The organism is Vibrio sp. EA2, from assembly GCF_033042495.1.
Taxonomy (GTDB): domain Bacteria; phylum Pseudomonadota; class Gammaproteobacteria; order Enterobacterales; family Vibrionaceae; genus Vibrio.
The window spans coordinates 660,403-687,164 of record NZ_JAWLID010000001.1 but is presented as its reverse complement, the minus strand read 5'-3'; the positions used below and the strand labels follow the sequence as shown (position 1 = coordinate 687,164).

The following is a 26,762-nucleotide window of genomic DNA, read 5'->3' as shown; positions in this document are numbered from 1 at the left end:
TTAAATAAGAAAATTGATAATTGAAAATGATTAAGAGCAAGTAACATTGCTCTTTTTTTGTTTATGTAAAAATTGCAATTTTGAATAATACACTTTTTTTAAGCAAAAACTATATTTGATTTTCTATATAATTTAAATTATTTAGATAAATAGTATCATTGCGACAACAAAAGAATAATCCTAAAAATACAGTTTTTTAATTCTTCTTGTTGATGCATTAGAATGAAATTCAAATAATTTGTTTGACAAGTATAATTTAAATGTTATACCTATTAGTGTATAGAGTTAGTTGTGATATACATAATGAAGCTTTGAAAATAGCTATATATTTTAATTGAAAATATCCATTTTTGTGGAAGTTGTAAGTATCGAATCTTACTATAGCAATCAACTTTATTTTTAGAGTTAAAACAAATGAGCTAATGCGCTGATCACGCATTGGCTTTTTTGATTTATAAATATAAACAACATCTCGTAGATTTTGTTTGTGTAAAGTTTGCAATGTTGGATAAACCACGATTTTTAGAAAAACTATATTTAATTTTCTATATCATTAAAAAATATTTTCTCTGTAAATAAACAATATTCAAATCACATAGTAGACCAAAACTTTAAATGATTGTTATAAATGGTAAATTGTAAATATAATCAAAAAAGGAATTGACTATGAAAAGACTAATTGCCATTACTGCATTATCACTTATCAGTGTCTTTGCTAACGCGAAAGTAGCTGACCGTGAAGAAATTCTAAACAGAAGTGGTGTCTATTACTATTCGAAGCTTGTACAAGTTCAAAAGTTTCACAACCCGAACAATCCAAGCCAACTAATTGTACGCGAATATTATAATTTGGAATGCTATGTCGGGAGTGACCAGAATCCTTACAATAATGAATTAGAAGACTGGTATAGCTTGCCAGAACAAATTAATAAAAGGATGTTGTCTGATGAAAGTTTAAGAGAGTGTAGAACAGCAATAAACGTGAACAAATGCAATAAAAAGGTATGTGATTAAAGGAGAGATACAGATGAAGAGAATAATGATGTTAATGTGTTTAATGATTGGAACATCGCAAGCGTTCGCTGCTGATGATAACAGCTATGAACAGAAACAGTGGAGAAAGTTAGGTGATGTGTACTATTACGCAATACCTTATGATGCTGCACCTTATACTAAGCCGATGTTTGTTTTGTCGTGTGTAACAGGCTACCCGAATCGCATAGGCGGCTTTGAAAGAAGCTTAGGTGTTAGAAGTAGTCCAATTCTAAATGCTGCTGATAAAGCACTTTGTGAAAGGGCTTTGGCTTGCAATGAAGACAACAAATCTAAAAAATGCAGAAGATAAGAAATAAGAGAATCCAGAACGGGTTCTTTTTTTATGTTTAGGAAAATTATTTTCATTTAAAAATGCACAATTTAAATATTCAATTGAGAGATTTTTCTTTGATAAGTTGAAAGATTCGAAATAAATGTTCTAATATAAGTAAATATATATATTTAATGGGAGTGTTTATGAATACAAATAAAATATTGGATTTTATAGCGGATTATTTATTAAACTTGATAAAGGTTATATTTATTTCTCTAATCTTGAATAAATTGTCAATTGCTGGTACTGCTGATTTTATGAGTGATTTAATGAGTGAATCTATAAATGATGTTGTTTTACTTAAGATTAGAAACGAAAGCGGTGAAATGATTTTGATTCAATCAAATATTCTAATGATTCTAAATATCATGAGTGTTATTTGTGCATACATTTCGAAGCTATTGCTATATATATCACCAATTTTAGCATTTGCAATTGCAGTATTTCAAAATTACGTAAAGATTGATTCAACAGTTGAACAAGAGATCGAAGTTAAAGCTATTAAAAATAGAATAGCGAAGATAATTAATAGTTTTGAATTCGAAGAGACGCAAGAGAATGTTTTTTTAGCATCATGTAATGAATTCTACAAAGAAAAAGTACAATCACTGTCAGAAGAATTTGAACAATTAAAAGATGACGAAAGTTGTTCACTTAAAATTGGAAAATTCGAAGAGATGCACAGCAAGATTCAAGAGATACAGAAAGCTTATGTGAATGATATAGAACATATAAAGAGCATTGAGTCACTGGGTTATATAACAGAAAATCAGAAGATCTCGAATACACTGCACACAATCTAAAGCAAAAGAGAATCCAGAACGGATTCTTTTTTATGTTTATAGATCAAAAATGTGGAACGCAATAATCACGCAAACGGATTTTCGTGATAAGGCGTTTTAGTGTGTTTTAAGGCAAAAAACGGGTTTAAGATGAGAATAATAAAAGTATTCTCTTTCTATACCGAAAAAATCCCTTTAAATAGCCATTTTTTGAAAGTCGCGTTTTTGTGTGTGGGACTGTCGAATCACGCAAGTTTTGTACAACAAAAATCAACCTATGCGCGTGTGAGCGTAGAATTGAAAAGTAGCGACTAAACACTCGACCACAAAGAATTACATTTAATCTCACGTTCATAGTGAGATAGGGAAAAGAGACGTTTGCATTATGCAGATAATCCATTTGTTTTAAATGTAAATTTCGTTATTGATGATTTTGAGAAAAAGAGTGTTCTTCTATTCGAAAATGACGTTTAGTATTTTTTGCAAAAGTTGCAATTTTTCATAATATAATAAATATGCTATTTAAATTGTCTTTGTTTGTGAATTTATGTATTGTCAAAAAAGCATTAAAATATTTATTTAAAAATAATTTAATTATTTTCAGTTTATCTGTTGACTTATATTGAATTGATGATAATTTAAATAGTGAAGTTAATTTATTTCTTAATGTACTTAATAATAAAAATAGCAAGAGAAAGAAGAAGGACTTTTATCCAAGGATGGATAATTTCTCTAAATTTCCAATATACTTTGCCGCTTGATTGAGCGGCTTTTTTTTGTCTTTTTGAAAATGGTGATACAATAGATAGTATAATATTAAGGATTAACTATGAAAGAAATTCAAAACTTTATAACTCAGAATCATCACTTAGATTTCTTGAATGAAAGAATCGAATGTTTGAACGAAACTCAATTTCGCTTCAAATACTCTGACAATGGCTTAGTTTACGTGAAACAAAGCCAAAAAGCAGATCTGACGTTAACAGCAAAAGAACTGTTTAACGACTTAAAAACGTTAGACAAAACAATGTGCGCTTTTGTCTTTGCCAAAAGCTTCAATCCTGAAAGTGATAGATCTAAATATCTTGATAGAGTGGGGAATCTTGCCGCTGAACTACTGAACCAAGACTCTCTCAAAACTGTGCAAGTGAATGACCTTGATGATCTGAATCAGGTCTACCAGAACCTTCCTGATTTTGCCTTAAAATCAATGTTTAATACTGATGTGTGCTGCTTTACCGTAGCTGATAATGAAGTGTATTACTTATCGCAAGTAGAGCAGCACGTTTACCCAATGTCTAAAACGATGTTCAAGGACGACTATGACACGATACGTGAAGCTATCGTTGAGCGTGGGGAAGAGATTGAGTTCATTTCTCCATACCTATCAAACACAGAGATTAAGGCGTTAACGCCTGTTATTTCTGAACTTTATGAAGATAGAGATTTAATTCATGGTACTGTACTTTGTCAGACCGTAGCCTTCTATCGACAAGGGCATAAAATGCCAGTCTGTGAAGTGGATTTTTCAGCATACGGACTACGAAAAGAAGCGAAATTCTCAAAGCACATGTTGGCACAGAACGTGTTTAATCTATCAGATAGTGACTTACTCGATGAACTGAATAAACATCATGAAAACGTAATAGACAACGCATTCGACAAATTCTTAATCAACATACCTGAGAAAATTATCTCTATAGGGGAAAGGCAAGACAGAGAGCGCGTTAACAAGCTTGAACAGTGGCAAGCATTGTCTGTTTTTAATGACTCTATCGACTTCACCAAAGACGCGAGACAACAGCAAAATCTCGAAGCTGGCATAGATCAGCACATCGACCAAGACTTGATTGATTCGTTGAACTTTGATTTTACGGACTTTGACGCGAGTGTTAGCAAGCAGGAAAACAAGCGCAATAAGAGAAAATTATGAAGTTTGGTAAAAATTGCAAGTTTTGCAAAAAGTAAGAAAGCCACTCAAATGAGCGGCTTTTTTTAATATTTAAATACTAAATGATAAAGTTCTTTTATGTAGCAAACACTCAACGCTTTTTCTTTAAAATTCTGAACTGTAATCAGAATTTCAATGTTGTCTTGTAATTTTTGTTTTGTATTTTGATAGTTGTACTGATCGATAGAGTCGTCCGGTTCTAATAGCTTCAGCTCTTCTCGTAGCTGTTCAAGTTCGTCAAGATTCATGTTGTTTTCGATGAATTCACATAAAGCGTCATATTCAAGACATGTTGATTCGTAGTGCTGCATTAAATACTCAATTTCTTCTTTCATTTGTTTCTCCTTAAAGTTAATTTGTTCCTGTAATTGTTAAACCATATTTTGAGTTTTAATCAAATTATTTATATAAAATAAAACTCTTGTACTATTTGAAAATCATTTAGTTTGAAACTAAATGTGCTGATGTTTATTTGTCAGATTGTGATATTTCATAAATATTATTGTGATTCTTTTGACGAGAATATTTTAAGTGATATAACTTTTAATATAAATGCAATTTAATGAATAGGAGAAATGCGCATGAAAAATGAAAAGATAACGTTCGAGCCTGAAACTTACGAATCATTGACTGATTATCTTAAAAACTTACACGAAAAGAATTTGTCGCTTGATGAGATAAATGATCTTAATGGAGACAGTTTAGAAAATCAGATTAGATTCAATAATGAACAAATCAAGTTCAAGTCAGAACTGCAAAAAACAAGAACTACAAATAAAAGAAGGAGATAAGCATGAGTAGAGAAAAAACAATTTTAGAAGAGTTAGAATCGTTGATTAAGATAGACCATCTATATTATGAAGAGTTGATTAAATGTGATGTAAACGAAAATGAAGCTTGGATAAGAGCAATGGCAAGATACTTTTTAGATATTGATGATTCATATGAATCGATTGATATATATAGAGATGTTATCTATGATGAGTATTGTTTGAAAGATCGAAAAGCACATTCACACTGTTTTGAGACACATGGTGTATATATTCTTGATGAAATCGATAAAGATAAAGTTCAGTCACTTAAAAACTTGAATATTGACTATAAGATAGTTTCTGAAATATTCAATTCTCTTAGCGATGAAGATTTAAAAGCTGAACTTGAACGTAGAGAAAAGGCTGTATCACAAGAACAAGAGCTTGATTTCGATGATGGTTTAGATATTGAAGTTCAAGAGCTGGAATTGAAGCTTTTAGGTGATGACGATTTAGAATTTGATGAATAGGGTAAAACTCGGTTGGGGCATTGGTAAAGACGGTACTTCCAAGATTTCAACATCTCAAAGAAAAATACAAATAAAAAGACATCTTCCCGATGTCTTTTTTTATAACTGTAAAAATATATTCAAAAATCATTTCCCTTTAATTCTAAACTAAATCCACTTCCTTAAAGTATTTAATCAGTTCATAAAATTGTTGATTATAAAATATATGGTATAACAATAATTAGATACAACAAATAAAAATGAAAAGGAATGAATATGACAAGAGAGAAAAGATTAGTTGAGATTAGAAGATTGTTTAAATCTATCGGAAGTAGATTAGACAGTTTACAGATGGCTGTTGAAAAAGAACAACTTTCAAATCTCGAAAAGAAATTTAACAAAAGGAGCAAAAATGATAGACGCAAAAGTTTTCGAACAAGAAACTGATATAGATTTAATCGTAATAGATGAATCAGATACTAATTCATTTTACGTGTTTCGATACGATGAAACTGATTATCGATTCGTAGATAGCATTTATGGTTTAAGTCTGTATCAAAAAGAAAATGATGAATTAGTTGAAGTCACTTATAGCTATGACTTTGATGATATCAACGATTTGCAGTTAGAAATCTTACATCAGAAGATTACAAGCAAAATAGAAACAATTATTAAACAATTAAATACTAAGGAAGGAAAATAATGAACAGAGAAGAATATACACAACTAATGATAGACAAGTCTAAAACACTTGCAGCAAAAGACTTAAAGAAAGTAGAGAAGTTTGCGAAGAAACTAAGCAACATGAGCTATCTACAACCTGAGAAATTTGCAGATCATATTATTATGGAGTGTTTCAAAGAAGATGGTGTTAGACCTGAATACTTTTTAGACAAAACTCAAACGCCAAGTAAAATCTTGTTCGAGAAGTCAGATCAGCAAATAGCATTTGCAAATCGTGTTGCTGAATATCAAGAAGCAGAAGCTGTGGTTAAAGAGTTGAGCAAGCACAACAATGTAAATTCAGTTAACAACTCAAACATTGTTACTTTTTCAAAAGAATCGATGATCTTCAATCCAGAATATATAAATGATTATCACACTGAGTATCTTAAAGAAGTTAGTGATAAAACAATGTTCGTCGTAGCTGGCGAAAAGCCAAAAGCTCTTGAATACACAGACAAATACTCCTTGTTTCACGTTAAGCCAACTCAGAATGAAATCTCGATTGTTGTAAAACCTGATAGTCAAGCAAAGACGAATTCGAACAATGATGTCGCTAATGTTGATATACCAGAAGTTGAATATCCTCTTCAAAAATCAGATACAAAAGTGAAGAGCTATCAAGACTATGTTGATGAGTTATTAGAGAAGTATGAAAGCAACTACTCGCTTGAAAAATTGAGTAAAACAGGCTTAAAACAGCGTTTGTTCAACGCTGAAACAGGCGGCTCAATACACATCGAAAAGAGTGTATTAGGTTCAGTTACTTTAACCGCTGGCACTGGCACAGCAGCAGAAGACTTAGCGACGATGCTATTGAAAGGAAAGGGTCGATTAGTGCAAGTTCCTTCTCCAGAAAGTGAAGAAGACTTTACTAACATGATTGAAGCGTGGAAGAAACTTCAAACAGATGGTTACGACTTGGAAAATATCAAACTTGATAAAGAAGGTGTGCCGCAGAGATATCATGATGCGTTGGCCGAAATGAAAAAACCAGGTTATGTGATAGGCGGTGAAGAGCTGAACAATGATGTTGAAGAGCCAGCAAAGCCAGAAAATTCGTTCGTGGTTGTAGATGACAATCCTTTCGAAAATGAAGGCGAGACACCTGAAATTCCGAAGAATGAAGGTGAAACACCACAAGAACCAAACAAGCAAGAACAGCAGGTAGATGACAATCCCTTTGAAGGTGAGAATGCTGTGAAAGCTGAACAGGCGAAAGAGCCAGAGAAGCAGATTGTTGATGATAATCCATTCGAAGGTGAGAATGCTCTAAATGAACCTCAACAGCCAGATCAGCAAAGTGATGAGTTAGATATTGATTTTGGTGATCTTGAATTTGATGATGAAGATGAAGCTAAAAACAAAGCAAATCAAGAAAAAGACTTTGATCCTGACTTCGATGACGCGCTTGTAGATGCTGTGAATGGGATTGATCCAAACAGCGATGAAGCCGTTGAGCAACGTGCCATTCAAGAAATACAACGTGAAACTGGCACAAGTCCTAATAACACACAGAAAACTCATCAACAACAAGCTAAAAAAGCAAAACTGAGATAAAAGAAAGACCGCCACTTGGCGGTTCTTTTAGTTCTGACTTACAGTGTTTTGTTTATCGATTGAGAGAAGCAAAGTTTAATCAACATAATGTCTGGTAAGGCATGGAACTGATACTTGTTAAAATCTTTGTCAGTCTGATCGAAATGATGCGACTTGATAAGCCTATCAACTACATGTTCCAACTTGACGTTTTGCAGCGTTGATTCAGAGTCTAACGAATACAGACGTTTGTAATGTTCAACAAGTTCTGATTCTAATTGCTTGTAAGCAACACGATACGCTTGTGCGCTGTCCTTTGTGTCTTTGATTGTCCAAGATTTAAGTATCGATTTGATGGTATCAGCGTTAACACCAATGGCTTTAAGCTCTGCCTGATAAGCAGTGTTAAGTTCTCGATCACGGTTAATCGAGTTATAGACCTTGATCATTTCGTCTGCATATAAGCGTTTAACAATCTTTGTCTTGCCGAACTTGCTGAACAAACCATTCCACACAGTTTGCATGTCGTATTGAGAAGTTAAATCAAAGCCGAACATGTTAGTGAAATATGTTGATGCGTTCGCAAACACCACATCACGTTTTGCTTCAAATTCTTTCATTATCTTTTCAGTATCACTTCTCAGAAGCTTTTGATGCTGTACGTTCAAGTTCATTAAGATCTTAGCTTTTTCCATGATTAGGTCCACATCGATTCCAGAAGCTACCGCTAAAAACGCATAATGATCTGTCCATTCACTTGCATTTCGTGGCATTCTAACGTTGACGTATTGATTTAAAAAGTTCAATTCTTGTTTATTCATATTATATATCCCTTATTAGTTATTGTTATTATTCGTATAACATGCATTGTTTTTAATTCAATAATAAAAACCACTCTTTATATAATAATTTTTATAGCTTCAAAAAAAATTATCGTAGTTAAAAGAAAAACGTTCAACTTTTTGGTTTGAGATTTGTTCAAAGAAAAATACGATGTAATATATAAATAAAGAAGACAATAAAGGAGAGTGTAGCAATGGACAGAGAACTGAATACAAAAATGGAAGCATTTGAGGACGGTGTGTTAACGAGAATGCAGGGGTATAATAAATATTTCAATCCTTTCCGCAATACTGACAAAGATGAGTTATATCAAGAATGGCAAAAGGGATGGACGGAGCAACACATTGTCATGTTGAACTAAACCTTAGAACAACCAGAAATTGAAGAGTGCGTATGCGCTCTTTTTTTTGCTGTTATATATTAAATATCATATTACTTCTGAAATTGTTTTTCTTTTAATTCAAGTAATTTTAAAAGCTCATCTGATTTTATCAAGCTCTGATGATTTGTATGTCCGATTATATATGTTAATAAATAATTAACATTAAAAATATTTTAATACAAATATTTCAAACGATAAATATCAAGGATGAAGTTTATGAATAAAAAATTATTATTCTTCTTCACAGCATTTTTAACAGCGTTTGCACCTGTTTCATTTGCTGCGGGAGAAGTAGAAGAGAGAATGAGATTAGTAAGTTCACTTTATTATGTTCTTACAATCTTTGTTATGTTTCTTGGACTGGTAATGATGTATCAAGCGGCATTAAAATTAAAAAGAAGAACTGAAGATCCAAACGACACAAAAGCTTTTCCAAGCGCAATTCTTGTAACGTTTTTTGCAGGAGCTTTAGCGTTCAACTATTCAGGCACTGCTGGTTCTATGATAAGCAGCTTACTTGGAAGTGATAAGGGCTATTGTTTTGTTCTTAACGATTCAATTGAAGATTCAAAAGATCTGCATACAGATAATTGTTGGGATTCTACCAATTCAGAGATATTGGGTGACATTGCCGATAAGGTTGATGAAATGGAAAGCGGTAAAGGCGATGTTTTAAAGGAAAACGCAAAAGTTGTCGTAGGACTTTTTCAGTTTATCGGTCTGATATATTTTGCAAAAGGAATTTATGGATTGAAACTCACGTCAGAAGGGCAAGGAAGAGCAACGTATGGCAAGTCAATTATAACAATGATTCTTGCAGCTTTGATCATAGATTTACCACACACGTTAGAATTTATAAAAGAAACATTGCAGTTAATAGGATTTGGAACATAACCAGAATTGACACTCAAAATTGAGTGTCTTTTTTATTACTCTTCTATATCAAATATTATATTTTTCAAAATTAATTATTCCTTTAAATTAAATGTATTTTAATATCTCAGTTATTTTTTGTTTTTCAAATAATTTGTATATCATAATTTATATGATAAATAATAATTATATCAAAACTATAATTTCATTATTTAAAAAAGGAAGGAAAAAATGAAAAAAACAATAATTACATTAGCTTTATTAACAACATTCGCTTCAAACGCTGCTTTTGTGTCATTTATTGGCGATAGCAAATACAACATAGCGTCAAATGATCCATCGAGTGAAACAGGTCAAATCGTAGGTGGTGGCGAGTACGTGTCGAGTGAACCTTCAACTGGCGGTGGGAGCGAACCTGTTGTAGTTGCTTGTGAAGGTCCAGAGCTTACGAAAAGACAGTTACAAGACCTTGTAATGTCAGGCGGTGATTACTCGAAAGCGTGTGTAGGCACAATCACTGATTTTTCACTTGTATTTATGAATCGTAATGTCAATTACGACATAACAAACTGGGATGTTTCGAGCGGTGAAGATTTTAGCGGTATGTTCGAAGGTTCAAGCTTTAATCAAGACATAAGCGGCTGGAATGTTTCTAACGGTAATAACTTCTACGCGATGTTCAATAATGCTCAAAATTTTAATCAAGACATCAGCGGCTGGAATGTATCAAATGGACAGAATTTCGGAAGCATGTTTATGTATGCAAGAGCATTTAATCAAGATATCAGCGGCTGGAATGTATCAAATGGTACTGACTTTAGCAAAATGTTTTCAGCAACAAGAGACTTTAATCAAAATATAAGCGGCTGGAATGTTTCGAATGGTAGAAATTTTTCATACATGTTTGATAATGCCAAAGCATTTAATCAAGATATAAGCAGTTGGAATGTATCAAATGGCAATGATTTTAACAGAATGTTCAGATCAGCAAATGTGTTCAATCAAGATATTAGTGGATGGGATGTTACAGCAGCAACAAGTTGGTATGATTTTAATCAGAATGATCCAGTGGTTTTAGTGTCAGAAAATATTCCTGCCAAGTTCAGATAAGGAATAGTTGTAATGATTGCAATAATTATAATGATCATGATGTTTTTGGGTTTCTTCATAGTTGTTGCTTACAACATGATGTCATTGAACCACAACTTAGTAGTTTCAGCGGAAGCTGAAACTATTGAGAATGAGTTAGAGATTATAAAAACAAAGCTAATCAAATCAGCTTTATCAATCCAAGGCAAAGACAACTATTCTTTGCCTTTTGGTTTAGATTCAGGCAATAAACATGGTTTGCCGTTAGGCTTAGGACTACCACTTAGAAACATTTCTGGATATGAGTATCAGTATTGTCCGTTCTCGAAAAACATTGAAGAAGGTACGTTTAACGTCTCTCAAAATGCTGGTCAAAACTACTCTGTAAACGTGAAGAAAATCAATGGTATTGACTATGTGGTAAGTTCAAGTGAAAGCCTTGCTTTAACAGATGCGCCAGCGGTAGCGGCACTGATTATCTCAAAATATGACGATGAGCAAGTAAACTGTTTAGATGTTCAATATGACGTTAACACAGCACAGTTCTACTTGAACAATGCGAAAGTTAAAGCGGTAACGTTTGAAGAGATAGAGCTGTACAACAGTTTCAGCTTAGAAAATGATGAACTACTGTTAAATGTTGATAGTTCAACGGTAATCGATATGTTGGCACTCGTAGAGAATGATTCATCGAATCGTTCTTACAAGCTGAATCTGTTAGGTGATGTAGTTTTGAACAAAGACTACGAAATCAAAAGAGATGAAAGGGCTAAAATCACGATTAAGACGAATGGCTATGCGCTGCAAGGGCAGTCTATCAGCTTTAACAATGTTGATCTGAACATGTATAACGACACTAAAACAACAAGCGACAACTTAACGAATTTCGATTTTGCAAATTCACTGGTTAGACTCTCGAACGTGAGCATTGGTGATGTATCGATAAGCAACACAGACGCACATTTCAACAACGTCCATTTAAAGAACGATACACTTCACCCTATCACTTTGATGAACAGTAGTTTGGATATAGAAGGTGAGTTGTTGTTTGAGCCAGCGGTTAACTTTCAATCTCTGATTCGAGCAAAAGGTTCTGATGTAGCACTGACAGGGACGATCAATGAAAAGCTTGGTTTGGGGCAAGGCGATAACTTGATTTATGTAGACACAGGATCGAAGTTTTATATGAACACAGGCGCAATCGCGCTAAACAAATCTCTCAAAAATGGTGTGGATCTGTTGATAGTTAAAGGTTCGTTTGTGACATCGAATCAAAACAACGGAATAGCGATGATTGAAGATGATAGAATCAATGATCTGATTCGTGTAGATGGCGGTGAAATCTACATCGATGATTTAACAACGAACATAACTAACAATTCTGGTTTTGCCGTAAATCAAATTCTTCAAGACAATGACTATCACGGTTCTGTGATTATAAAGTCGATACTCCATTCTGGCTTATCAGGTTGTTTGAATTTAGTGAAGAAAGAAATAGATGGTGGAATGATCGTGAATCGACACAAAATTATTCCATGTAATTAATTTTAAAGGCACTCTTTGAGTGTCTTTTTTTGTTGTTTTAAAATCACAAAAAATATAAATAATGATAATTATTGTGATGCTTATCACAAATAATCGTTGTTATAAAAATCAATCAATTCTGTTTTTATGTATTTTATTTAATGAATTAAAAAATATCTGTAGCAAACACAAGGTGTTAGCTCTATGTGGTTGCTAACATATCGATATTTTGATGTCAATGCTACTGTATTGACAAATTAAATTAAATTTTGCTATTGTATTTAGCGTTGAAGAACAAGACGGAAAAACATTATGAGTAAATAAATTAACTTAAATTATTCAATACGAAATGGACTTCTCTTTAACAATAACAATTAAACAAAGGAGAAGAAATTATGAACTTTTATGAATGTGAACTACAAACAAATGACATTGCAGCAATCAAGTTTGCGTTAGAATGTTTTAGAGTTCAAGAAGATGGCGGTAAGAAAGAAACGCGAGAAGTGTTTAATCGTTTGAAGAACAAAGTCAAAACTAAACAAACAACGATAAAAACGATTTTTGTGATTGATGAAGATAATACTGTTAAATGTTGCGGTATGTTTGAGTCGATGGCTGAATATCCAAACTTTATTTGTATGAAAAGCATCTATTTTTCAAGGGATTATGCAGCAGAAGTCGAACTTTCAACAACTTTAGATTTGTTTCATGATGCATTAAAATCAGATGGGTCAAAACTTATGTTGAAAGTTGATGATCGAATTTTGAATGGATATTCACAAGAGTATTTGAACGCTGGTTTTAATAAAATCTTGATGACAGAAAATCAGAATTATGTTCTAAAAGATAAAGATATTATAGAACTGAGTGGCACACCGAATGTTAAAATTGTCGTAGATTTATCGCACTTTGTTTCAAAAGAAAGTTTTATAAAAACACAATTTCACTCTCTCTTGGAGCATGTAGAAATTGATGAACAAGTAGCATGTCTTGTAGCGAATCTTAAATCGATGATCGATGATGCGAAAATAAGAAGTGGAAATGAAAACATTGTTGACGAATGGCAAAAAATCGTAGCTTGGCTTGATGCAGAAGATGACACACTTTTAAGTAAAGATGAAATTATTGATTGTTTTGCGAAACTACATCATGATTTTTCTGTTATATCTGAGGTAAGTGAAATTGATGAGATAAACGAGATTTTTGCATCGATAGAAGAGTTGATTGAAATTGCTCTTCTGGCCATTGCTCATTCTGAAATTGAAATGCAAGAAGCAGCATAATGAGTTTACTAAAAATTATTCAAAGCTCTTCTGACAAGCTACTTTTGAATCAAAAACATCTGTTCGAGTCATTAGTTCAAATGACTTATCAGTTTGTCAATCTTGGCAAAATAGAGAAAAAGTATCAGCATCTTCAAGCTGTGTATGAAGAGTTTTCTGTCGCGTACATGAATGAAGTGAAAGAAAAGCCATTCAGGGATGTGCTTGGTGAGTTGATGGCTGAACTGAATGTGTTGTGTAACGGCAAGTATTCTCGAAAAGCACAGCACTTTACACCTCAAGCAGTATCAGAAGCTGTTTCTGCGCTGCTTGGCAAGCCGAAAGAAAGTGATCACCAAACTGTCAGCGATATTTGCTGCGGTTCTGGTTCTCTTGTTCTTGCTGAAATGAAAAAGTGTGTAGATTTAGGGTACAAAGGAACTCTATCGCTGATACTGAATGATTTAGACACGTTTGTTTGTAAAGTAGCTACGATTCAGATTGAGTTTAACAATTTGATTCATGTTAAAAATCAGTATGAGTTGTCATATATTATATACAACCACGATGCTTTGCTCGAATATAATCTCTTTTGCAACGGCATCGTAGACGATTCAAACGTTATTGGATGTTCTGTTCCAAAAAACATTACAGAAAATGTGATTGAACAAGAATTCAAGTAACGTACAGGTAAGAATGAAAAAGCCCCGATATTCGGGGTTTTCTTAATTTACGATTAGTGAACGATACTTGGTTTTACATTTCAAAACTTTTGTAGAAACTAAATTCGTTTTTCTGTTTATCAGTTCTTTTGATTCAAATTTTATGACACATCCAAACGTTTCTAAGTAGCCAATTAAGATATCAAGAGAGAAACGTTCGTGTTTTAAAGCGATGAGATCACTAACTCTTGGTTGCTTGATGTCTAAGATTTCAGCAACTTCTCTCTGTCTTAAATGATCTTCTTTGATTTTGTTTCTTATTGCTTTCATCAATTCTATTTTATTCAAAGTTGAATTGTCGTATTTCAATTTATTACTCATATTAAATTCCTTTTTATTATTGTTTATAGTTATCATAAAACATCTATATTTTTCGTCAATACTAAAACTTTGATAAATTGACATTTAATTTATTAGCGTTTGAAAAACTTTTTAAATTAAAGTTTTATTCGTAATTACAATAATATTTAATCTTCTTTGTTTAGAGAATTATATAAATAATTTGGTATTTAACAATTCAATGATAAATTATTAAATAGGAAACTAAAAAGGAGAGTTTTAAAATGAAAATGAAAGAAATATTATTAACTTCATTAAAAATATTGATGATTGCAAGCATCGTCGCAATCGCATTTGTAGGCGGTGATATGTTTGAGATGTTTAGAGATAGTGTGTTACAGCAACAAGGGTTTGCAATACCAGTAAGTGGTTTTATATTCCAAATCGCTGCTATTTTATGTTTAGTCGTGTTGTATCCCGTAGATTTAATGCGAGATAGGGAAGTGGCTATTTTCAAGAGATTTGCATTAATTTCTATCGCGGCTATCTTGTTGTTGATCTCTATTGTGAATTTTATATTGATTCTTAACACGTTGCTCAATTTTGAGTTTGTTTTGCTTCAAGTCATTTTCTTAGCAGCAGCGGTTTTTTCATTAGTTCTTTCTTGCAAAGTGCTGATAAACGTCTCAAAAGATTCAACTGACAATCAGATATTAAGCTTCATCAATGCAATTCAAGCTTTATGTTTAACGACAATCATATCTTTAATATCATACCAAGGCCAAGGTGATATACAAGAACTGTTTATCGATATGTTTGAATGTATGCTTATTTACACAGCATGTATCGCAATTTATCACGGTAGAATTAGATGGAATGAGCAAAACGGAATCAGAGAAATAGCATAAAATGACAGAAAATTAGAGAAGATGAAAGTCTTCTCTTTTTTGTTTTTATCTGTTTTCTTGAATGATTTAAATTGCATGGTAAACTGATTAAGAAAATGACATTTGACTAAAATACATTAGCTTAAATCAGTTTTTTTGTTTCTATGACATTTCAAAATGTCGAATGTAAAAAGGACACTAATTCAGTGTCCTTTTTCTTTTTTGTGAAAATTGCAAACTTTGCAATTCTTCCTATTTTTAAGCTCTGAGTCTTTGACCACTGCGTTTGTTGCCCTTAGTTGATTCAAGCTTTTGTGCTGCTTCAATTCCATACTGTTCTTTGATTTTGTCCTTAAATTTAAGTTCAAGTTCTTGTCTAAGTTTTGGCGTGTTGTGCTTGTCGTATGCGTTTTTGATATAGCCATAAACACGATCTGCATGTTTAGCGACTTTTATCAGTTCACCTTTGTCCTTGCCGATGTTACTGATGATATAAGCAGCGTGTTCTTCCATTAGATAGTCATAACCTAACGTCTTTGACATTTTAGACGTTGCAAGCTCTACAATAGCTTCTTCAAACGCATTTACACCATCTACTCTTTTGCCAACCTTTCTCTTGTCTATCGCTTGTGTAGAGTGGCAAAACTCATGGCACTGAACAGCAAAATAATGCGCATGAGAAGTGTATTTTTCGGGTGCTGCCATTTTAACTACGGAATGGCTGCGGTCTTCTGCCGTAATGCAATGCGCCACGTTCAATTCTTCTTCTACGAACTTGATCTGTGGATACTCTGTTGTTATAGCTTGTTTGATGATCTCAGCATCTACCCACGCATCTAAATTCATGCGTTCAATGTCCATCTTGCGTTCTGCAATCTTCTCTTGCATAGCGATTTGTGGGATTTGGTCTTTGATATGCTGTGGCAAAACGTCTTTCAGTTCGTCAAGCGAATGATACTTGTAACCTTTGAAATTGTTCTTCATGTTCGTGAGTATCTGACCTATTTCCAAAGGATTTTTGCCTTGCTCTTTAAGCTCTTCGATGCGCTTGTAAGCTGCTGAACCTGTCAGTTGTTTGCCGTTCTCAGTATCGTAGCAAGAGAAGAAGCTACTCATTACTTCTGCCTTTGCTTGATTTCCCTTCATAGGCTTGTCAGGATCAAAAGCTTTTGGAGCGTTATCAAGTACAAAATCATCTTTTAAATGGTTTAAAAATCCAGCCATGTTTTTAAATGTTGCAAGCACTGGAATATTCAGTGTTAGCTTTTCACCTAAAATCGGATCAAACTCTATCTGACTAAGTTCTTGAACACGAAATTCTTGCAAAGAAAAAGTGTTGTTCTTTTCATTAAAGATAAGTTTAACAGGTGGAATCTGTAATTCATTTGAATAGATATAACTTTCTCTTTTTGCTCTTTCCGCATTTTCTTCAAAGAATGCAAGCAAACTATCTTCAACAACATTATAGTTTTTAAGTTGTTCTTCTTGTTTCTTTTTCAACCAAGCTTCTTTTTCTTCTGTTGTCCAGTCAGTTTTTTTAGTTTTACTTTTCGCTTTGTAGTTTCTTCTTTTTGTAGTAGCCATAAATCTTTCTCCTTATTTTATTAAATATTTAAAGCTGATATAAATTGTTTTATCATATATTTAATTTTTTTGAAGAAAGACAAAAAAAGAAAAGCAAATGCTTTTCTTTAATCTCTGGATTATTTCATTTATATAATAGCTAAATCCCAAGTTTTTCTTTTGTCTCTAAATACACTGCATAAGCTTCTTTTGCGCTTATATTTCTCGCATTGTTCATTTGCAAAGCCTTCGCCTTGTTTTTTAGATAATCATTCGCATCGAAATCCGTGAGATGCTTGCTCATCGTTTCAATCTTTTCTTTTGTTAAACCATTGCGTATACGTTTAATTACTTCTTCCCTTGTGAGATTGTTCATATACTTATGACACTCCATCATTTTTAATTACTCCTATATTTTATTTGTTATATATAGTCGTTATAAGTTATATATCGATAAATGCAACAATGTGATATTTCGAAATTAACTTTAATACTTTTTGCAAGTTTTGCAATTTTTCCGAAATGTTTAAAATTAAACATTATTCATTTGTAGCCATTTTTTGACTGTCAAAAAAATATTTATAAATTTCTATATTGACTTGTAATTTTAAATTGATAAAACGTTTATATATTCAAGAGTGACTACTTGAACTAATCAATTATCAACTTATTAAATAAAGGAAATGAATTATGCTAAACACAGCGATCAAAACAATTAGAAAAGCAATCAGCAAAAGAGAAGTTAAGACATCAGATATTTTAGGCTACCATGCAGGTTACATTAACGCGCCAGCCTATAACAAGACTGAGCTGACTTGGATTCTTACAGACAAGGACAACGCAAGAGCATTAACACAGATTGAGAATGCTATGAAGTCCATCATAGCTTATGCAGAAGCTTATAAATCAAGTGAGTTAACGCACTGGAACGTGGAAGGTTTTGACAGAGATTCACTTAATCAAGAATCAAAGCTGCAAGAGTTGAAAAATCGAGTATTTGAAGTAGCAGCGTATCGCGGTGAACAGAAAGTATATCTTGGTTATTCTTCAAATGGGGAGATCTTAGAGAAACAAAATCCAAGAGATTCAAACGGTATTGTTCTTACAAAAGAGAGTGCTACTTTTACGCATATAAAAACATTTAAACAATAAACGGAATTAAAACGAGTCGCTAATTGCGGCTCATTTTTTTGACAACAATAAATTATATTATAACATTTTATATATATCAAAATTATAACAAAAAGGAGAATATAATATGATTGCGACACACATCAAAAGGCACAACGCACCAAAGGGACTATTTTCAGGAAATATGCATGATGCACAAATTAGTTTAGATAATGAAAAGATTTATCAGATGATTTTCTTGAAACGAAATTTAAACAAGTTTATTGAGAAAGGGGAGTTAAACCAAAGTATCATAGCTCAACATTTCGGGACATCGCAAAGTCAAATATCACAACTGTTGAATGGAAAAATAGACAGTTACACAATGGAAACACTGACAGTTTTCGCTTTTATGGTTGATAGTAAATTAGGTTTAGTATCAACAAGAGAACAAGCTAAACAAAAGATGTTGAATAACAAACTCGCGCTGATGAAAGAAATATCGATTAAGGTAAAAGAGAAATTAAAAGCTGATGGTATAAATCAATCAGAATTAGGGAGAAAGTATTTTAATACTAATCAATCTGTCGTTTCAGAGTTTTTCAATGAAGAGAATTTCAAAGTTCACGTTTCGAATTACAGCTATGACAGACTTAGAAAATATGCTTACGTTTGCGGAATAACTGAAAAAGAGTTAGATGAATACGAAAAGTAAAAATATTTTTCAGATATAGAGAAGGCTTTTGCCTTCTTTTTTTTGCTTGTTTAAAGCAAATTAAAAATTAGCACATTGCTGAAACTTGTTAATTATTAAAGGAATGATATAAATAAAAATATATAAGATAAAAAAGGAGATTGCAAATGTTTAGAAAAATAACATTGCTATTATTAACAGCAGGGATGCTGACAGGTTGTTTACCCGATCAACCAACTGACGATGATTGTATCGACACAGACGCTGATTTGTCAGAAATCACGAACAAATCATTTTCAGAACATTTTACGATTTGTAAATCATTAGATAAAAATGTGCAGTTAAACAATGTATTTGATGATATAGCAGATCAAGAAGAGAATATATTCAGTTCAAACCAATTCATAACAGAAGCTGACGCAGCAAGAAAAAATGCTGAACAGGCAGTAATTCAAGAAACGGGTGATCTGGTTTTTGAGCTGAATAATGACTTGGTTGATTTTTTCAAAAGTCATGGTGGTTTAGTGACATACACGATCTTAGGTATGTTGTTGAGCGGTCTATATGGTTTAAAAAGATTTAATTCAGAACAACATTCAATCATCGACATAGTAGCAAAATCAGTAGCGATTTTTGCACTAATTATGTTTTTCGGGTCTGTCGTTAGTCAATCGCAGTGGTTTCAGAAAGGTTGGTCGAGAGTAACAATCCTTACGGGCAACGGCTTTATAAAGAATTTTGAAGCAAAACAGATCGACAATCTAACATCGATCAAAAGAAAGGTTTCAACTGATTTTAACAATCAAGCGCAAATTACCATTGATAGCTTGTTTAAAGCGAATATCTGTTTAAGTAACAACAGAAAAGAGATGCTTCAACATAAGGAATTAACGTTAAACGGCTACGGCGATGTCAGTGAACTTGTCTCTTTCTATAAGGGAAAAAACGAACCGTATTTTCCGCGCACTGAGCCAAGAAACGAACGTGTGATTAAGTATCACTACAATAACTTATCACAGTATCCGACGATCTCTGGAATCGAGCTGAAAGGTTGTGGTTTCTTGCCGTTCCAAGCGACTGAATTTTCAGGCGAGCTTGCTGAAATCATGCGTTCAGTAGACTTTTCGACAGTGCTTTTTGACGCGATTGTTAGTAACAATTTTGAAAGTGGTTGGACAAAAATCTCTGAAAAGTTCGATGATTTGAATCCTGTCAGTGATCAGATGGCCAAGAATAGAAAAACTCAGTTGCTGGTTGCCTACAAAAAGGAATTCACGAAAGGGTTAATCGCAGGTGCGGTGCTTTATGATGAAACAACGGGTGAACCGATCAAGACTGATTTCTCTAACTTTAACAAGCTGATGCAGCAAGCAGATGAGTATTACAAATACGTTAATAAGAGTGTTTGTATTGTCAATAACGAAATACTTATAGAGACAAACAAACGTCTTCCTGAGTTTATGCAGACTGGTGAAATGACTTATTACTACTGTATGGATTTGAACAACGAAACGCCTTTGTTAGTCAGTAAGAACTTATACATACCAGAATCTGGTTCAGTTCAACACAAGAGTTCGAAACGTGTAGAGAAGCAGAATGATGTTGACAGAGAAGCGAAAAAAGCACGTAACTTTTTTAAAGCATCAAGACAAGAGTTGGCTGATTCTTATTCAAAAGTTCATGATGTTTATAGTAAAGAATTGGATAAGATTTACAACATAAACGAGACGTTAATCGAATACTACAATTGCGGTTCGAGATGCGTGCAGAAGTTTTGGAAAACGGTTTATCACGACAATCCTGAACTGAGACATTTATACAGTGTGAGTGGCTTTTTCTTCAAGTTCGATTATTCAAAGTCATTGCCATATTTCAATTCGAGTGTCGATCAGCAAGTTGATAGTTACGCAAAAATCTACAATGTCGATTTTGTTGAACAGTTCATTCCTAAAGACGATGTAAATTTAAAGCTGATACGAGCTTTTGAAGAGATGAATGGCACGATAGGCACTGAGATGCTTAAAAATCAGTGGCACGTTGAGTCAAGCGTTGAGAATACGGTTAAAGGTGACTCTTGGTTGGACGGTGTTGAATCTACCATCAAAAATCAAGAAAGACTTTACTGTATCGGCTTGCCAGAAACTGGCGATGCTAAAACAGAGTGTCGAGACTTTATGGTGAATGGCGGTGGTGTTACCACTTATTATGACATACAAAGCCAGTATTTAGACTATGGTTCGGATTTAGCAATCGGTGGAGCGGTAACGAAAAACTCAGCTTCATTCGCAGCAAGTGTTGCAGAAAAAAAGCTTAACTCTTATATCGCAAAAGAGAACAAGTCTAAAAAGTCATTTGCGACTGGTAGTAAAAAATCATCGAAAAAAGGTGCAGCGGTTGCCGCACAGTCAGCAATGATAGCAGCGCAAGCAGCATCATTTTCTGGCAGTGTGATGGTCGTTTTTGGTTCAACGGTTTACATTGTGGGACTTTTGATGAGTATGCCCGATATGTTTATCAACGGTATGATTCTGATTTCAGATTTAAGTTCAGCATTGACGTTGCGATTGCTACCGATTTTGATAATCACGGCAACCGTCATGTTTTTCTTGTTCGGCAGGGATAGGAAAAGCATCTTTGATTACGGGTTCTACATCTATCGCTTAGTGCTAACGCCTGTGCTTCTGAAAATCATCAGTTTTATCGTGATTCCGTTGTCTTTGTACACGAACGATATGATAAAGAACTACGCTGCAGCTACGATTGATACGACAACGTTTGATAACATGCTCATTGCAGATTCGGCTTTCGCCTTTGGGTTAAATTTCATATTGGTAGGAATACGTAGTATTTTCTTGTTTGCTTCAATTATTGTGATGATTTTCTTCTCACTCAAATTGCCAGGATGGATCGCCTTAGCAGCAGACCGCCTTGACCAAGTAACACTGTTCAAAACTCGCACAGATGATGCTTTTGAGCAAAACAACTTTACGAAAAACGCAATTGCAATTGCAGGGATGAAGCACAGCAAAAAGATTGCAGGTTTCGATAAAAATGAGAAAGATCTACGAGATCGCAGAAAAATTGCGAAGCGTGGTATCAAACCGAATCGAGACATGAGTTCGAATGTTGGAGTTGATAAAAAAGAATAAATAACTTAAAAGATTTCACTAAATGTGGAATCTTTTTTTATTTAAATATAAGCAAATACTATTTCTGACTTGTCTTGAAACTTTTATTTATTTCATTAGATGTTATAAATATTAATATATAAATTAAATAAATATGGAGAAGTCAATGTTTAGAATAATAAAAAGGAGAAATTCCAAATCAGAAAAAGATAAAGGTACTGAAACTAAAAGTTTAAGTTCTGTGCCAAAACGTCTATTTAAAGCGATTGGTAAAGGGTTTTTAAGAACAACAATTGTTGTTGCTGTGATGTTTTTATCACTTGGTTTATATGCTCATGCGAACGGATTTTTTGCAGCTAATGATTATAATTACACTTATGAAGCCTACCAGAAACTTATTTCTGGTGAATTCGGAATACACACATCTGTTTCATCGGCGTTAGCCGATCAGTATGCGTTACACAATTCATTTGCAGTGTATTTTAGCTACTCGATTGTAGGTGTAGCGTTAATGTGGTTCATATTCCAATGGATCGTAAGCACAAAAACAAACAGTGTAAATTCATCGAATCACGCGATGAAAATTATTCTGTGCCTTTGTGCAGCCGCTTTCCTTAATACTCCGATTGTTGAGACGAAAACACCAAACGGATTAGTCTATAAAAAGCCGCTAATTACTGTCATGTTTGAAAGTTTGGTAGGTGATGTGCTCACACAAGCTGGCGAGATGAGCGAAAGAGATTATGGTCAATTAGTTGAAATACCTGAGATTAAATTAGCTCCTGAGCTGGCTTACTATGATTCGTTCAGAGAGTTTTCAGTCCTAATGTTAAAAACTGACTTTTTAGAAGGTGTTGAACATCAGATAAAAGTTTATGAAGAGTCGGGTGAATACTACATGCGCTTTAAAATGGGTAGTAAGTATTTAAAGTTTAGGCTTGCAAGTAACCAAGATTTGAACGCAAAAGCTTACAACATCGGTGTTGATCTAAAATCGTTAGAAAAAGAATACGTCATTGCATATTTTACAGATTTAGTGAATCACGCAATTAAAGTGAGAAATGCGCTAAATGGTGTAAATATTGAATCTAACTCTACAATTAGTAAAGGGTTTTTGGGTTCGAACGACTTTGATCAGATCAGTAATTACAGTATGGATTATAAGAAATATTGTGATTCAATCTATGATAATATTCCTTCGCGTTTAAATGAGTATGGCGTAAATGAGTATATAGAAGTGGCGGCTAAATGTGCGTCAAAAACACACATTTCTAAATACTATCAAAATCCTTTTTACGACTATGACACAGTGATGTTTACGAATACAGAATTGAAAAAAGGCTTTGTTGCTAACTTCGGTAATGATCGTCAATCACTAAAAATGAATGTCGATAGTTTAATCGTTAAAACACAACAAATGTGTAGCTCTGGAAGTTATCTTGCTTGTGCGCCATCGGTAACAATTGCAGCTTATGAAGATAAGGTGAGAAACTTAAAACTTGATATTTTTACGCCTATCGTTCGCATGTTTGCACCTTTAACATTTAGCATGGACGACTCCTATAATCTACAAACGTCAAGAAAAATTGAGGGTGAGATTGTCTTATCAACAGACTTTGAAGATTACAGCTCGTATTACGCTAAAAGTGAACCAATTGCGACAATACCGTTTACGCCCGTTGTCGCACAACGAATGCAGCAAGATTTAGATGGAATTTTCAATTACATCGATTTAGATATGATTGACTTGTCAAAGATCGATCAAGAATTAGTTGTGAAAACGCTTGTAGGTATCGATACAAAAGAAGTTTGGGGAAGACTAACAACTTGTTCTTTTAATCCATCTCAGATCAAAGATGGATACCGCTGTATGCGCCCGACAGTCGAACTTTCAAATGCAGCTATCGGCTTCTGGCAGATCGCTGTTAGAGCGTACTTATTAGCTACTGTGAACACATCTGATGGTTATGATCAAAGTGTGTTCAAAACGAACAAGAACATGTTTGGTGGCAAAGTGAATTTGCTGAAAACAAGTGCTATCGGCTATGCGACAAACGAGCCATTTATTGATTCACCATACTACGCTGCGGATACTATGAATAACATGATTATAGCAAAAGTAATAATAGAGATGGTGAACCCAAACAATGTTGCAAGTGAAATGATTGCGGAGATTTTCTACACGATTGCAATAGTTTTTTGGTTTGTCAGTATCTCGATTTTCTTGTTTGTTTACGCGATACCAACGATTTACTTCAAACATTTATTTATGTCGCTTCAAGAATTGTTAGTGCATCAAATCATTGCACCTCTTTCAGTCGCTGTATGGTCTGTAAATGCCGATCCACTACACGTCTTTAAAGAGCTTGTCAAAGCGTGTTTGAAATTCTTAACGTTCGTGGCCGTGTGCATTATGGGCTTTCACTATATGGATCTAATCTTGATGGCAGTAATCGAACAAATGCTTGAATATCAAGTGATGGAATGGCAAGGGATTACGCATTTTATCGCAGTTTATACATCAAAATTACTTTCATTCGTTTTAAGTGCTTTTGTGATTCTTAAATCGCTGCGTAAAGAACTTGATGAAGTTAATCAGATGAGTAATGTGAATTAAAAAGGAGAGAGATTATGAAGTTTAAAATGTTATTAAATGAACAAAATACGATTCGATTCTATCGTGAATTGTTCATTCATGAATTTAGTGTGATTCCGAATGGGATCACACAAGATGAAATTAACGAATGTGGAACAAATCAAAGTCTAAATGATTTTACGTATGAGTTAAAAGGATTATCAGAAAAAAGTGAAATACTGAATAAATTGATTTCACAATGTCATGATAAATTCGCTGACTTTTTGCATGATAGTTTAGACAGAGAAATGAGATTGCAATTAGAATCTCATAGCTATGAGATTAAAGATTTACTTATACAAGCTTTGTATGAAGAAGAGAAAGAGCAAAAGTCGATGACGTTCTCTTTGGTAGATGGGAATGATAGTTTGAGAAACTTAACAGAGATGGAAAAGCGCGATCTCACTATGATTGCATCAAGGATTAAGCAAAAGCCACATCTCAAACCTTTATACGACAAGTGTGAAGAGATTACGGTTAAGTTTATCAAGTACAATCACAAAGTTAAGAAACGTAAGTTGAAAGGCAAAAAGCCAAAATAAAGAAAACACTCCGCGATGGAGTGTTTAATTTTTAATGAACTGAGTTAATACGTCATTTGTTTTTCTGTCTTGTTTTATCTTGTTTTTTTGAAAATACTCAATTCTGTTTGTTATATGTTGTAACCACAAGAGATCACAAAACTCTTTTGTCGCGCCAGATTCTATCATTAGCTTTGAATAGTATTTATCATCTGCTACTGATAACATCCAGCCGTTAGTATTGAAATGTCGCTTGAAATCTTCTTTCGAAATTCTTCTTTCTTCCAATTCTTTATTGAATAGTTCAGCAAATTCTTTATCTTTCAATTTTTCGTTAAGCTTTTCAATTTCAGCTTTTACTTCTTTTCGTTCAATGATTTTTACTAATAGTCTCATAATAGTTCATTCCTTAAATTGTTTATCTAATTAAAAATATATCATGATATATAACTAATTCAAAAAATTGGTTGAACATATAAGAATAAATGGTATAGATAAAGTAATAATAAATATAATTTTTAAGGAATAAAAATGAAGAAATTAACATTGTTCGAATTAAATCAAAAAATAGAGTCAGAAAAAAGGTTGAGTATTCAGTTCAAAGGTTGTGAATTTAAAGAAGCAAACGACAAAATCTACATGATCAAATTACCAAAACAGCTTGAAAAACATAAGGGTTCTTTGGATTTTGACAAAAAGCTAAAATCAGCACTTAAAAATCTTGAAGCAATTGCAGGACAAGAGATTGTCTTTACAAACGGTGAACCAATCGAGCTTGAACAAACAGAATCTGGTTCAATTGAATCAAGTGTTGTAAATGGTTTAATCAAGTTTTCGGCAAGTAGTGGCAAGATCCGAAACCTTCCAGTGAATTCAATGTTCAGGTTGAAAGTCGATGAATTACTTATCAAAGAGATAGAAGAGACAAAAGCTCTGAACAACAGACTTTTAGATGAATTGAAAAACGACTTAGATTATGCAATTGATTTGATTTTGCAGTTCGAAACAAAGAACAAAGGACTGATCAGCAACTACTATGCAGTTGTGAAAAAAGACAAGAAGTTCGTCAAAAGTGGGGACGCTGTAAATCTAAGCGAATCAACTATTCAAAGCTTAGTGTTACACATAAACAAAAAATATAAAAAAGCGTTTAGAACAAGCGAATTACCCACGTTCACGCATTTTAAAGAAGCGTTTATGTATGGGGTTTCAGGGCAACACATCAAGCCACTACACGATGTTCAAGAAGTAGTTGAACAGTTTAAAGCTATGCGCTGTAAAACAATTCTTGGTAGACCTGCGGCTGAGTTTCTGACAAAAGCACTGTATCAAGAGCTTGATGGTCTGGATGTGCTGATCTACGACTATACCAATCCGCGCATTTCAGCGTATGACACGAACAAGATCTTAATTGCTAATGCGATAAACAACTTCTTCAATAAGATAAACGATGATTTAGCGCAATACATCGGCAACGCTAACGCTCGTAGAGATTTAATCGAGCTGTATTCAAGAATCTTGTGTGATTATTATATTAAGGGCGTACAACACGACTTAGATGTGATAATTGCTTCAAATATGCGCGAAGGAAAACATTAAAAAAAGAACCTCAATCGAGGTTCTTT

The 26,762-nt window shown here is 33.5% G+C and carries 27 protein-coding genes; 21 read left to right on the top strand and 6 right to left on the bottom strand.

Going from position 1 to position 26,762, the window contains the following annotated elements; translation table 11 throughout:
* Positions 1 to 666 precede the first annotated feature (666 nt).
* The 4 genes from RXX31_RS03115 (at position 667) to RXX31_RS03100 (ending at position 4,084) form a co-directional block, all read left to right on the top strand.
* Complete coding sequence (locus RXX31_RS03115) at positions 667 to 1,014, top strand: hypothetical protein (protein ID WP_256950926.1); 348 nt, start codon at positions 667 to 669, stop codon at positions 1,012 to 1,014.
* A 13-nt stretch (positions 1,015 to 1,027) separates the two neighbouring features.
* On the top strand, positions 1,028 to 1,345 hold the full coding sequence (locus tag RXX31_RS03110; protein ID WP_256950927.1) for a hypothetical protein: 318 nt from the start codon (positions 1,028 to 1,030) through the stop codon (positions 1,343 to 1,345).
* A gap of 167 nt (positions 1,346 to 1,512) precedes the next feature.
* Entirely contained in the window at positions 1,513 to 2,172 is a 660-nt protein-coding gene (locus RXX31_RS03105; protein WP_317587649.1) for a hypothetical protein, read from the top strand.
* Positions 2,173 to 2,980: 808 nt separating this feature from the next.
* Positions 2,981 to 4,084, top strand: coding sequence for a hypothetical protein (locus RXX31_RS03100; RefSeq protein ID WP_317587648.1), 1,104 nt, complete (start codon positions 2,981 to 2,983; stop codon positions 4,082 to 4,084).
* Between the two features lie 62 nt (positions 4,085 to 4,146).
* Here the strand turns inward: RXX31_RS03100 and RXX31_RS03095 are convergent, their stop codons facing one another.
* Entirely contained in the window at positions 4,147 to 4,437 is a 291-nt protein-coding gene (locus RXX31_RS03095) for a hypothetical protein (RefSeq protein ID WP_317587647.1), read from the bottom strand.
* A 246-nt stretch (positions 4,438 to 4,683) separates the two neighbouring features.
* Here RXX31_RS03095 and RXX31_RS03090 point away from each other — a divergent pair, with 246 nt between their 5' ends.
* The 4 genes from RXX31_RS03090 to RXX31_RS03075 all read left to right on the top strand — a co-directional run bounded on the left by RXX31_RS03090 (position 4,684) and on the right by RXX31_RS03075 (position 7,646).
* Positions 4,684 to 4,893 carry a hypothetical protein gene (locus RXX31_RS03090; protein ID WP_140366848.1) on the top strand — a complete coding sequence of 70 codons (210 nt, stop codon included), beginning with the start codon at positions 4,684 to 4,686 and terminating at the stop codon, positions 4,891 to 4,893.
* Positions 4,894 to 4,895: 2 nt separating this feature from the next.
* Positions 4,896 to 5,384: a hypothetical protein gene (locus RXX31_RS03085; protein WP_317587646.1), complete on the top strand. Its 489-nt coding sequence runs from the start codon at positions 4,896 to 4,898 to the stop codon at positions 5,382 to 5,384.
* Positions 5,385 to 5,775: 391 nt separating this feature from the next.
* Positions 5,776 to 6,066, top strand: coding sequence for a hypothetical protein (locus tag RXX31_RS03080; protein ID WP_317587645.1), 291 nt, complete (start codon positions 5,776 to 5,778; stop codon positions 6,064 to 6,066).
* Positions 6,066 to 7,646: a hypothetical protein gene (locus RXX31_RS03075; protein ID WP_317587644.1), complete on the top strand. Its 1,581-nt coding sequence runs from the start codon at positions 6,066 to 6,068 to the stop codon at positions 7,644 to 7,646. Before RXX31_RS03080 ends, RXX31_RS03075 begins: the two co-directional genes overlap by 1 nt.
* A 38-nt stretch (positions 7,647 to 7,684) precedes the next feature.
* Here RXX31_RS03075 and RXX31_RS03070 read toward each other — a convergent pair whose 3' ends face one another.
* Entirely contained in the window at positions 7,685 to 8,446 is a 762-nt protein-coding gene (locus RXX31_RS03070; protein ID WP_317587643.1) for a hypothetical protein, read from the bottom strand.
* Between the two features lie 215 nt (positions 8,447 to 8,661).
* Between RXX31_RS03070 and RXX31_RS03065 the strand changes: the two genes are divergently transcribed.
* The 6 genes from RXX31_RS03065 to RXX31_RS03040 all read left to right on the top strand — a co-directional run bounded on the left by RXX31_RS03065 (position 8,662) and on the right by RXX31_RS03040 (position 14,281).
* The gene (locus tag RXX31_RS03065) at positions 8,662 to 8,829 is read left to right on the top strand and encodes a hypothetical protein (RefSeq protein WP_165480124.1); all 168 of its coding nucleotides are present in this window, start codon (positions 8,662 to 8,664) and stop codon (positions 8,827 to 8,829) included.
* Positions 8,830 to 9,066: 237 nt separating this feature from the next.
* Positions 9,067 to 9,744 (top strand): hypothetical protein, encoded by a 678-nt coding sequence (locus tag RXX31_RS03060; RefSeq protein ID WP_317587642.1) that lies wholly within the window; start codon positions 9,067 to 9,069, stop codon positions 9,742 to 9,744.
* 210 nt (positions 9,745 to 9,954) lie between these two features.
* Positions 9,955 to 10,833: a BspA family leucine-rich repeat surface protein gene (locus RXX31_RS03055; RefSeq protein WP_317587641.1), complete on the top strand. Its 879-nt coding sequence runs from the start codon at positions 9,955 to 9,957 to the stop codon at positions 10,831 to 10,833.
* 12 nt (positions 10,834 to 10,845) lie between these two features.
* Positions 10,846 to 12,357, top strand: a complete 1,512-nt coding sequence (locus tag RXX31_RS03050) for a hypothetical protein (RefSeq protein WP_317587640.1) — start codon at positions 10,846 to 10,848, stop codon at positions 12,355 to 12,357.
* A gap of 374 nt (positions 12,358 to 12,731) precedes the next feature.
* Positions 12,732 to 13,619: a hypothetical protein gene (locus RXX31_RS03045; protein WP_317587639.1), complete on the top strand. Its 888-nt coding sequence runs from the start codon at positions 12,732 to 12,734 to the stop codon at positions 13,617 to 13,619.
* Positions 13,619 to 14,281: an N-6 DNA methylase gene (locus tag RXX31_RS03040; protein WP_317587638.1), complete on the top strand. Its 663-nt coding sequence runs from the start codon at positions 13,619 to 13,621 to the stop codon at positions 14,279 to 14,281. Before RXX31_RS03045 ends, RXX31_RS03040 begins: the two co-directional genes overlap by 1 nt.
* 42 nt (positions 14,282 to 14,323) lie before the next feature.
* Here the strand turns inward: RXX31_RS03040 and RXX31_RS03035 are convergent, their stop codons facing one another.
* Entirely contained in the window at positions 14,324 to 14,641 is a 318-nt protein-coding gene (locus tag RXX31_RS03035; RefSeq protein WP_140366859.1) for an XRE family transcriptional regulator, read from the bottom strand.
* A gap of 242 nt (positions 14,642 to 14,883) precedes the next feature.
* Here RXX31_RS03035 and RXX31_RS03030 point away from each other — a divergent pair, with 242 nt between their 5' ends.
* Positions 14,884 to 15,507: a hypothetical protein gene (locus RXX31_RS03030; RefSeq protein ID WP_317587637.1), complete on the top strand. Its 624-nt coding sequence runs from the start codon at positions 14,884 to 14,886 to the stop codon at positions 15,505 to 15,507.
* 237 nt (positions 15,508 to 15,744) lie between these two features.
* On the opposite strand, the gene RXX31_RS03025 is transcribed toward RXX31_RS03030, so the two are convergent.
* Both RXX31_RS03025 and RXX31_RS03020 read right to left on the bottom strand, forming a co-directional pair.
* Positions 15,745 to 17,070 (bottom strand): zincin-like metallopeptidase domain-containing protein, encoded by a 1,326-nt coding sequence (locus RXX31_RS03025; RefSeq protein WP_317587636.1) that lies wholly within the window; start codon positions 17,068 to 17,070, stop codon positions 15,745 to 15,747.
* 139 nt (positions 17,071 to 17,209) lie between these two features.
* Entirely contained in the window at positions 17,210 to 17,425 is a 216-nt protein-coding gene (locus RXX31_RS03020; RefSeq protein WP_069533402.1) for a hypothetical protein, read from the bottom strand.
* Positions 17,426 to 17,739: 314 nt separating this feature from the next.
* Here RXX31_RS03020 and RXX31_RS03015 point away from each other — a divergent pair, with 314 nt between their 5' ends.
* The 5 genes from RXX31_RS03015 to RXX31_RS02995 all read left to right on the top strand — a co-directional run bounded on the left by RXX31_RS03015 (position 17,740) and on the right by RXX31_RS02995 (position 25,158).
* Positions 17,740 to 18,201, top strand: a complete 462-nt coding sequence (locus RXX31_RS03015) for a hypothetical protein (protein ID WP_317587635.1) — start codon at positions 17,740 to 17,742, stop codon at positions 18,199 to 18,201.
* Positions 18,202 to 18,307: 106 nt separating this feature from the next.
* Positions 18,308 to 18,874: an XRE family transcriptional regulator gene (locus RXX31_RS03010; RefSeq protein ID WP_317587634.1), complete on the top strand. Its 567-nt coding sequence runs from the start codon at positions 18,308 to 18,310 to the stop codon at positions 18,872 to 18,874.
* Between the two features lie 146 nt (positions 18,875 to 19,020).
* The gene (locus RXX31_RS03005) at positions 19,021 to 22,002 is read left to right on the top strand and encodes a hypothetical protein (protein ID WP_317587633.1); all 2,982 of its coding nucleotides are present in this window, start codon (positions 19,021 to 19,023) and stop codon (positions 22,000 to 22,002) included.
* Positions 22,003 to 22,147: 145 nt separating this feature from the next.
* A complete protein-coding gene (locus RXX31_RS03000) occupies positions 22,148 to 24,598 on the top strand; it encodes a hypothetical protein (RefSeq protein WP_317587632.1) in 2,451 nt (816 codons plus the stop codon).
* 14 nt (positions 24,599 to 24,612) lie between these two features.
* Complete coding sequence (locus RXX31_RS02995; protein ID WP_317587631.1) at positions 24,613 to 25,158, top strand: hypothetical protein; 546 nt, start codon at positions 24,613 to 24,615, stop codon at positions 25,156 to 25,158.
* 24 nt (positions 25,159 to 25,182) lie between these two features.
* On the opposite strand, the gene RXX31_RS02990 is transcribed toward RXX31_RS02995, so the two are convergent.
* On the bottom strand, positions 25,183 to 25,533 hold the full coding sequence (locus RXX31_RS02990; RefSeq protein WP_317587630.1) for a hypothetical protein: 351 nt from the start codon (positions 25,531 to 25,533) through the stop codon (positions 25,183 to 25,185).
* A gap of 135 nt (positions 25,534 to 25,668) precedes the next feature.
* Here RXX31_RS02990 and RXX31_RS02985 point away from each other — a divergent pair, with 135 nt between their 5' ends.
* The gene (locus RXX31_RS02985; RefSeq protein ID WP_317587629.1) at positions 25,669 to 26,736 is read left to right on the top strand and encodes a hypothetical protein; all 1,068 of its coding nucleotides are present in this window, start codon (positions 25,669 to 25,671) and stop codon (positions 26,734 to 26,736) included.
* The last annotated feature ends 26 nt before the right edge of the window (positions 26,737 to 26,762 follow it).

What these genes read in the sequence shown, in the direction of transcription:
- RXX31_RS03115 (WP_256950926.1), top strand. Translation starts at nt 667, where the DNA reads ATGAAAAGACTAATTGCCATTACTGCATTATCACTTATCAGTGTCTTT.
- RXX31_RS03110 (WP_256950927.1), top strand. Translation starts at nt 1,028, where the DNA reads ATGAAGAGAATAATGATGTTAATGTGTTTAATGATTGGAACATCGCAA.
- RXX31_RS03105 (WP_317587649.1), top strand. Translation starts at nt 1,513, where the DNA reads ATGAATACAAATAAAATATTGGATTTTATAGCGGATTATTTATTAAAC.
- RXX31_RS03100 (WP_317587648.1), top strand. Translation starts at nt 2,981, where the DNA reads ATGAAAGAAATTCAAAACTTTATAACTCAGAATCATCACTTAGATTTC.
- RXX31_RS03095 (WP_317587647.1), bottom strand. Translation starts at nt 4,437, where the DNA reads ATGAAAGAAGAAATTGAGTATTTAATGCAGCACTACGAATCAACATGT.
- RXX31_RS03090 (WP_140366848.1), top strand. Translation starts at nt 4,684, where the DNA reads ATGAAAAATGAAAAGATAACGTTCGAGCCTGAAACTTACGAATCATTG.
- RXX31_RS03085 (WP_317587646.1), top strand. Translation starts at nt 4,896, where the DNA reads ATGAGTAGAGAAAAAACAATTTTAGAAGAGTTAGAATCGTTGATTAAG.
- RXX31_RS03080 (WP_317587645.1), top strand. Translation starts at nt 5,776, where the DNA reads ATGATAGACGCAAAAGTTTTCGAACAAGAAACTGATATAGATTTAATC.
- RXX31_RS03075 (WP_317587644.1), top strand. Translation starts at nt 6,066, where the DNA reads ATGAACAGAGAAGAATATACACAACTAATGATAGACAAGTCTAAAACA.
- RXX31_RS03070 (WP_317587643.1), bottom strand. Translation starts at nt 8,446, where the DNA reads ATGAATAAACAAGAATTGAACTTTTTAAATCAATACGTCAACGTTAGA.
- RXX31_RS03065 (WP_165480124.1), top strand. Translation starts at nt 8,662, where the DNA reads ATGGACAGAGAACTGAATACAAAAATGGAAGCATTTGAGGACGGTGTG.
- RXX31_RS03060 (WP_317587642.1), top strand. Translation starts at nt 9,067, where the DNA reads ATGAATAAAAAATTATTATTCTTCTTCACAGCATTTTTAACAGCGTTT.
- RXX31_RS03055 (WP_317587641.1), top strand. Translation starts at nt 9,955, where the DNA reads ATGAAAAAAACAATAATTACATTAGCTTTATTAACAACATTCGCTTCA.
- RXX31_RS03050 (WP_317587640.1), top strand. Translation starts at nt 10,846, where the DNA reads ATGATTGCAATAATTATAATGATCATGATGTTTTTGGGTTTCTTCATA.
- RXX31_RS03045 (WP_317587639.1), top strand. Translation starts at nt 12,732, where the DNA reads ATGAACTTTTATGAATGTGAACTACAAACAAATGACATTGCAGCAATC.
- RXX31_RS03040 (WP_317587638.1), top strand. Translation starts at nt 13,619, where the DNA reads ATGAGTTTACTAAAAATTATTCAAAGCTCTTCTGACAAGCTACTTTTG.
- RXX31_RS03035 (WP_140366859.1), bottom strand. Translation starts at nt 14,641, where the DNA reads ATGAGTAATAAATTGAAATACGACAATTCAACTTTGAATAAAATAGAA.
- RXX31_RS03030 (WP_317587637.1), top strand. Translation starts at nt 14,884, where the DNA reads ATGAAAATGAAAGAAATATTATTAACTTCATTAAAAATATTGATGATT.
- RXX31_RS03025 (WP_317587636.1), bottom strand. Translation starts at nt 17,070, where the DNA reads ATGGCTACTACAAAAAGAAGAAACTACAAAGCGAAAAGTAAAACTAAA.
- RXX31_RS03020 (WP_069533402.1), bottom strand. Translation starts at nt 17,425, where the DNA reads ATGAACAATCTCACAAGGGAAGAAGTAATTAAACGTATACGCAATGGT.
- RXX31_RS03015 (WP_317587635.1), top strand. Translation starts at nt 17,740, where the DNA reads ATGCTAAACACAGCGATCAAAACAATTAGAAAAGCAATCAGCAAAAGA.
- RXX31_RS03010 (WP_317587634.1), top strand. Translation starts at nt 18,308, where the DNA reads ATGATTGCGACACACATCAAAAGGCACAACGCACCAAAGGGACTATTT.
- RXX31_RS03005 (WP_317587633.1), top strand. Translation starts at nt 19,021, where the DNA reads ATGTTTAGAAAAATAACATTGCTATTATTAACAGCAGGGATGCTGACA.
- RXX31_RS03000 (WP_317587632.1), top strand. Translation starts at nt 22,148, where the DNA reads ATGTTTAGAATAATAAAAAGGAGAAATTCCAAATCAGAAAAAGATAAA.
- RXX31_RS02995 (WP_317587631.1), top strand. Translation starts at nt 24,613, where the DNA reads ATGAAGTTTAAAATGTTATTAAATGAACAAAATACGATTCGATTCTAT.
- RXX31_RS02990 (WP_317587630.1), bottom strand. Translation starts at nt 25,533, where the DNA reads ATGAGACTATTAGTAAAAATCATTGAACGAAAAGAAGTAAAAGCTGAA.
- RXX31_RS02985 (WP_317587629.1), top strand. Translation starts at nt 25,669, where the DNA reads ATGAAGAAATTAACATTGTTCGAATTAAATCAAAAAATAGAGTCAGAA.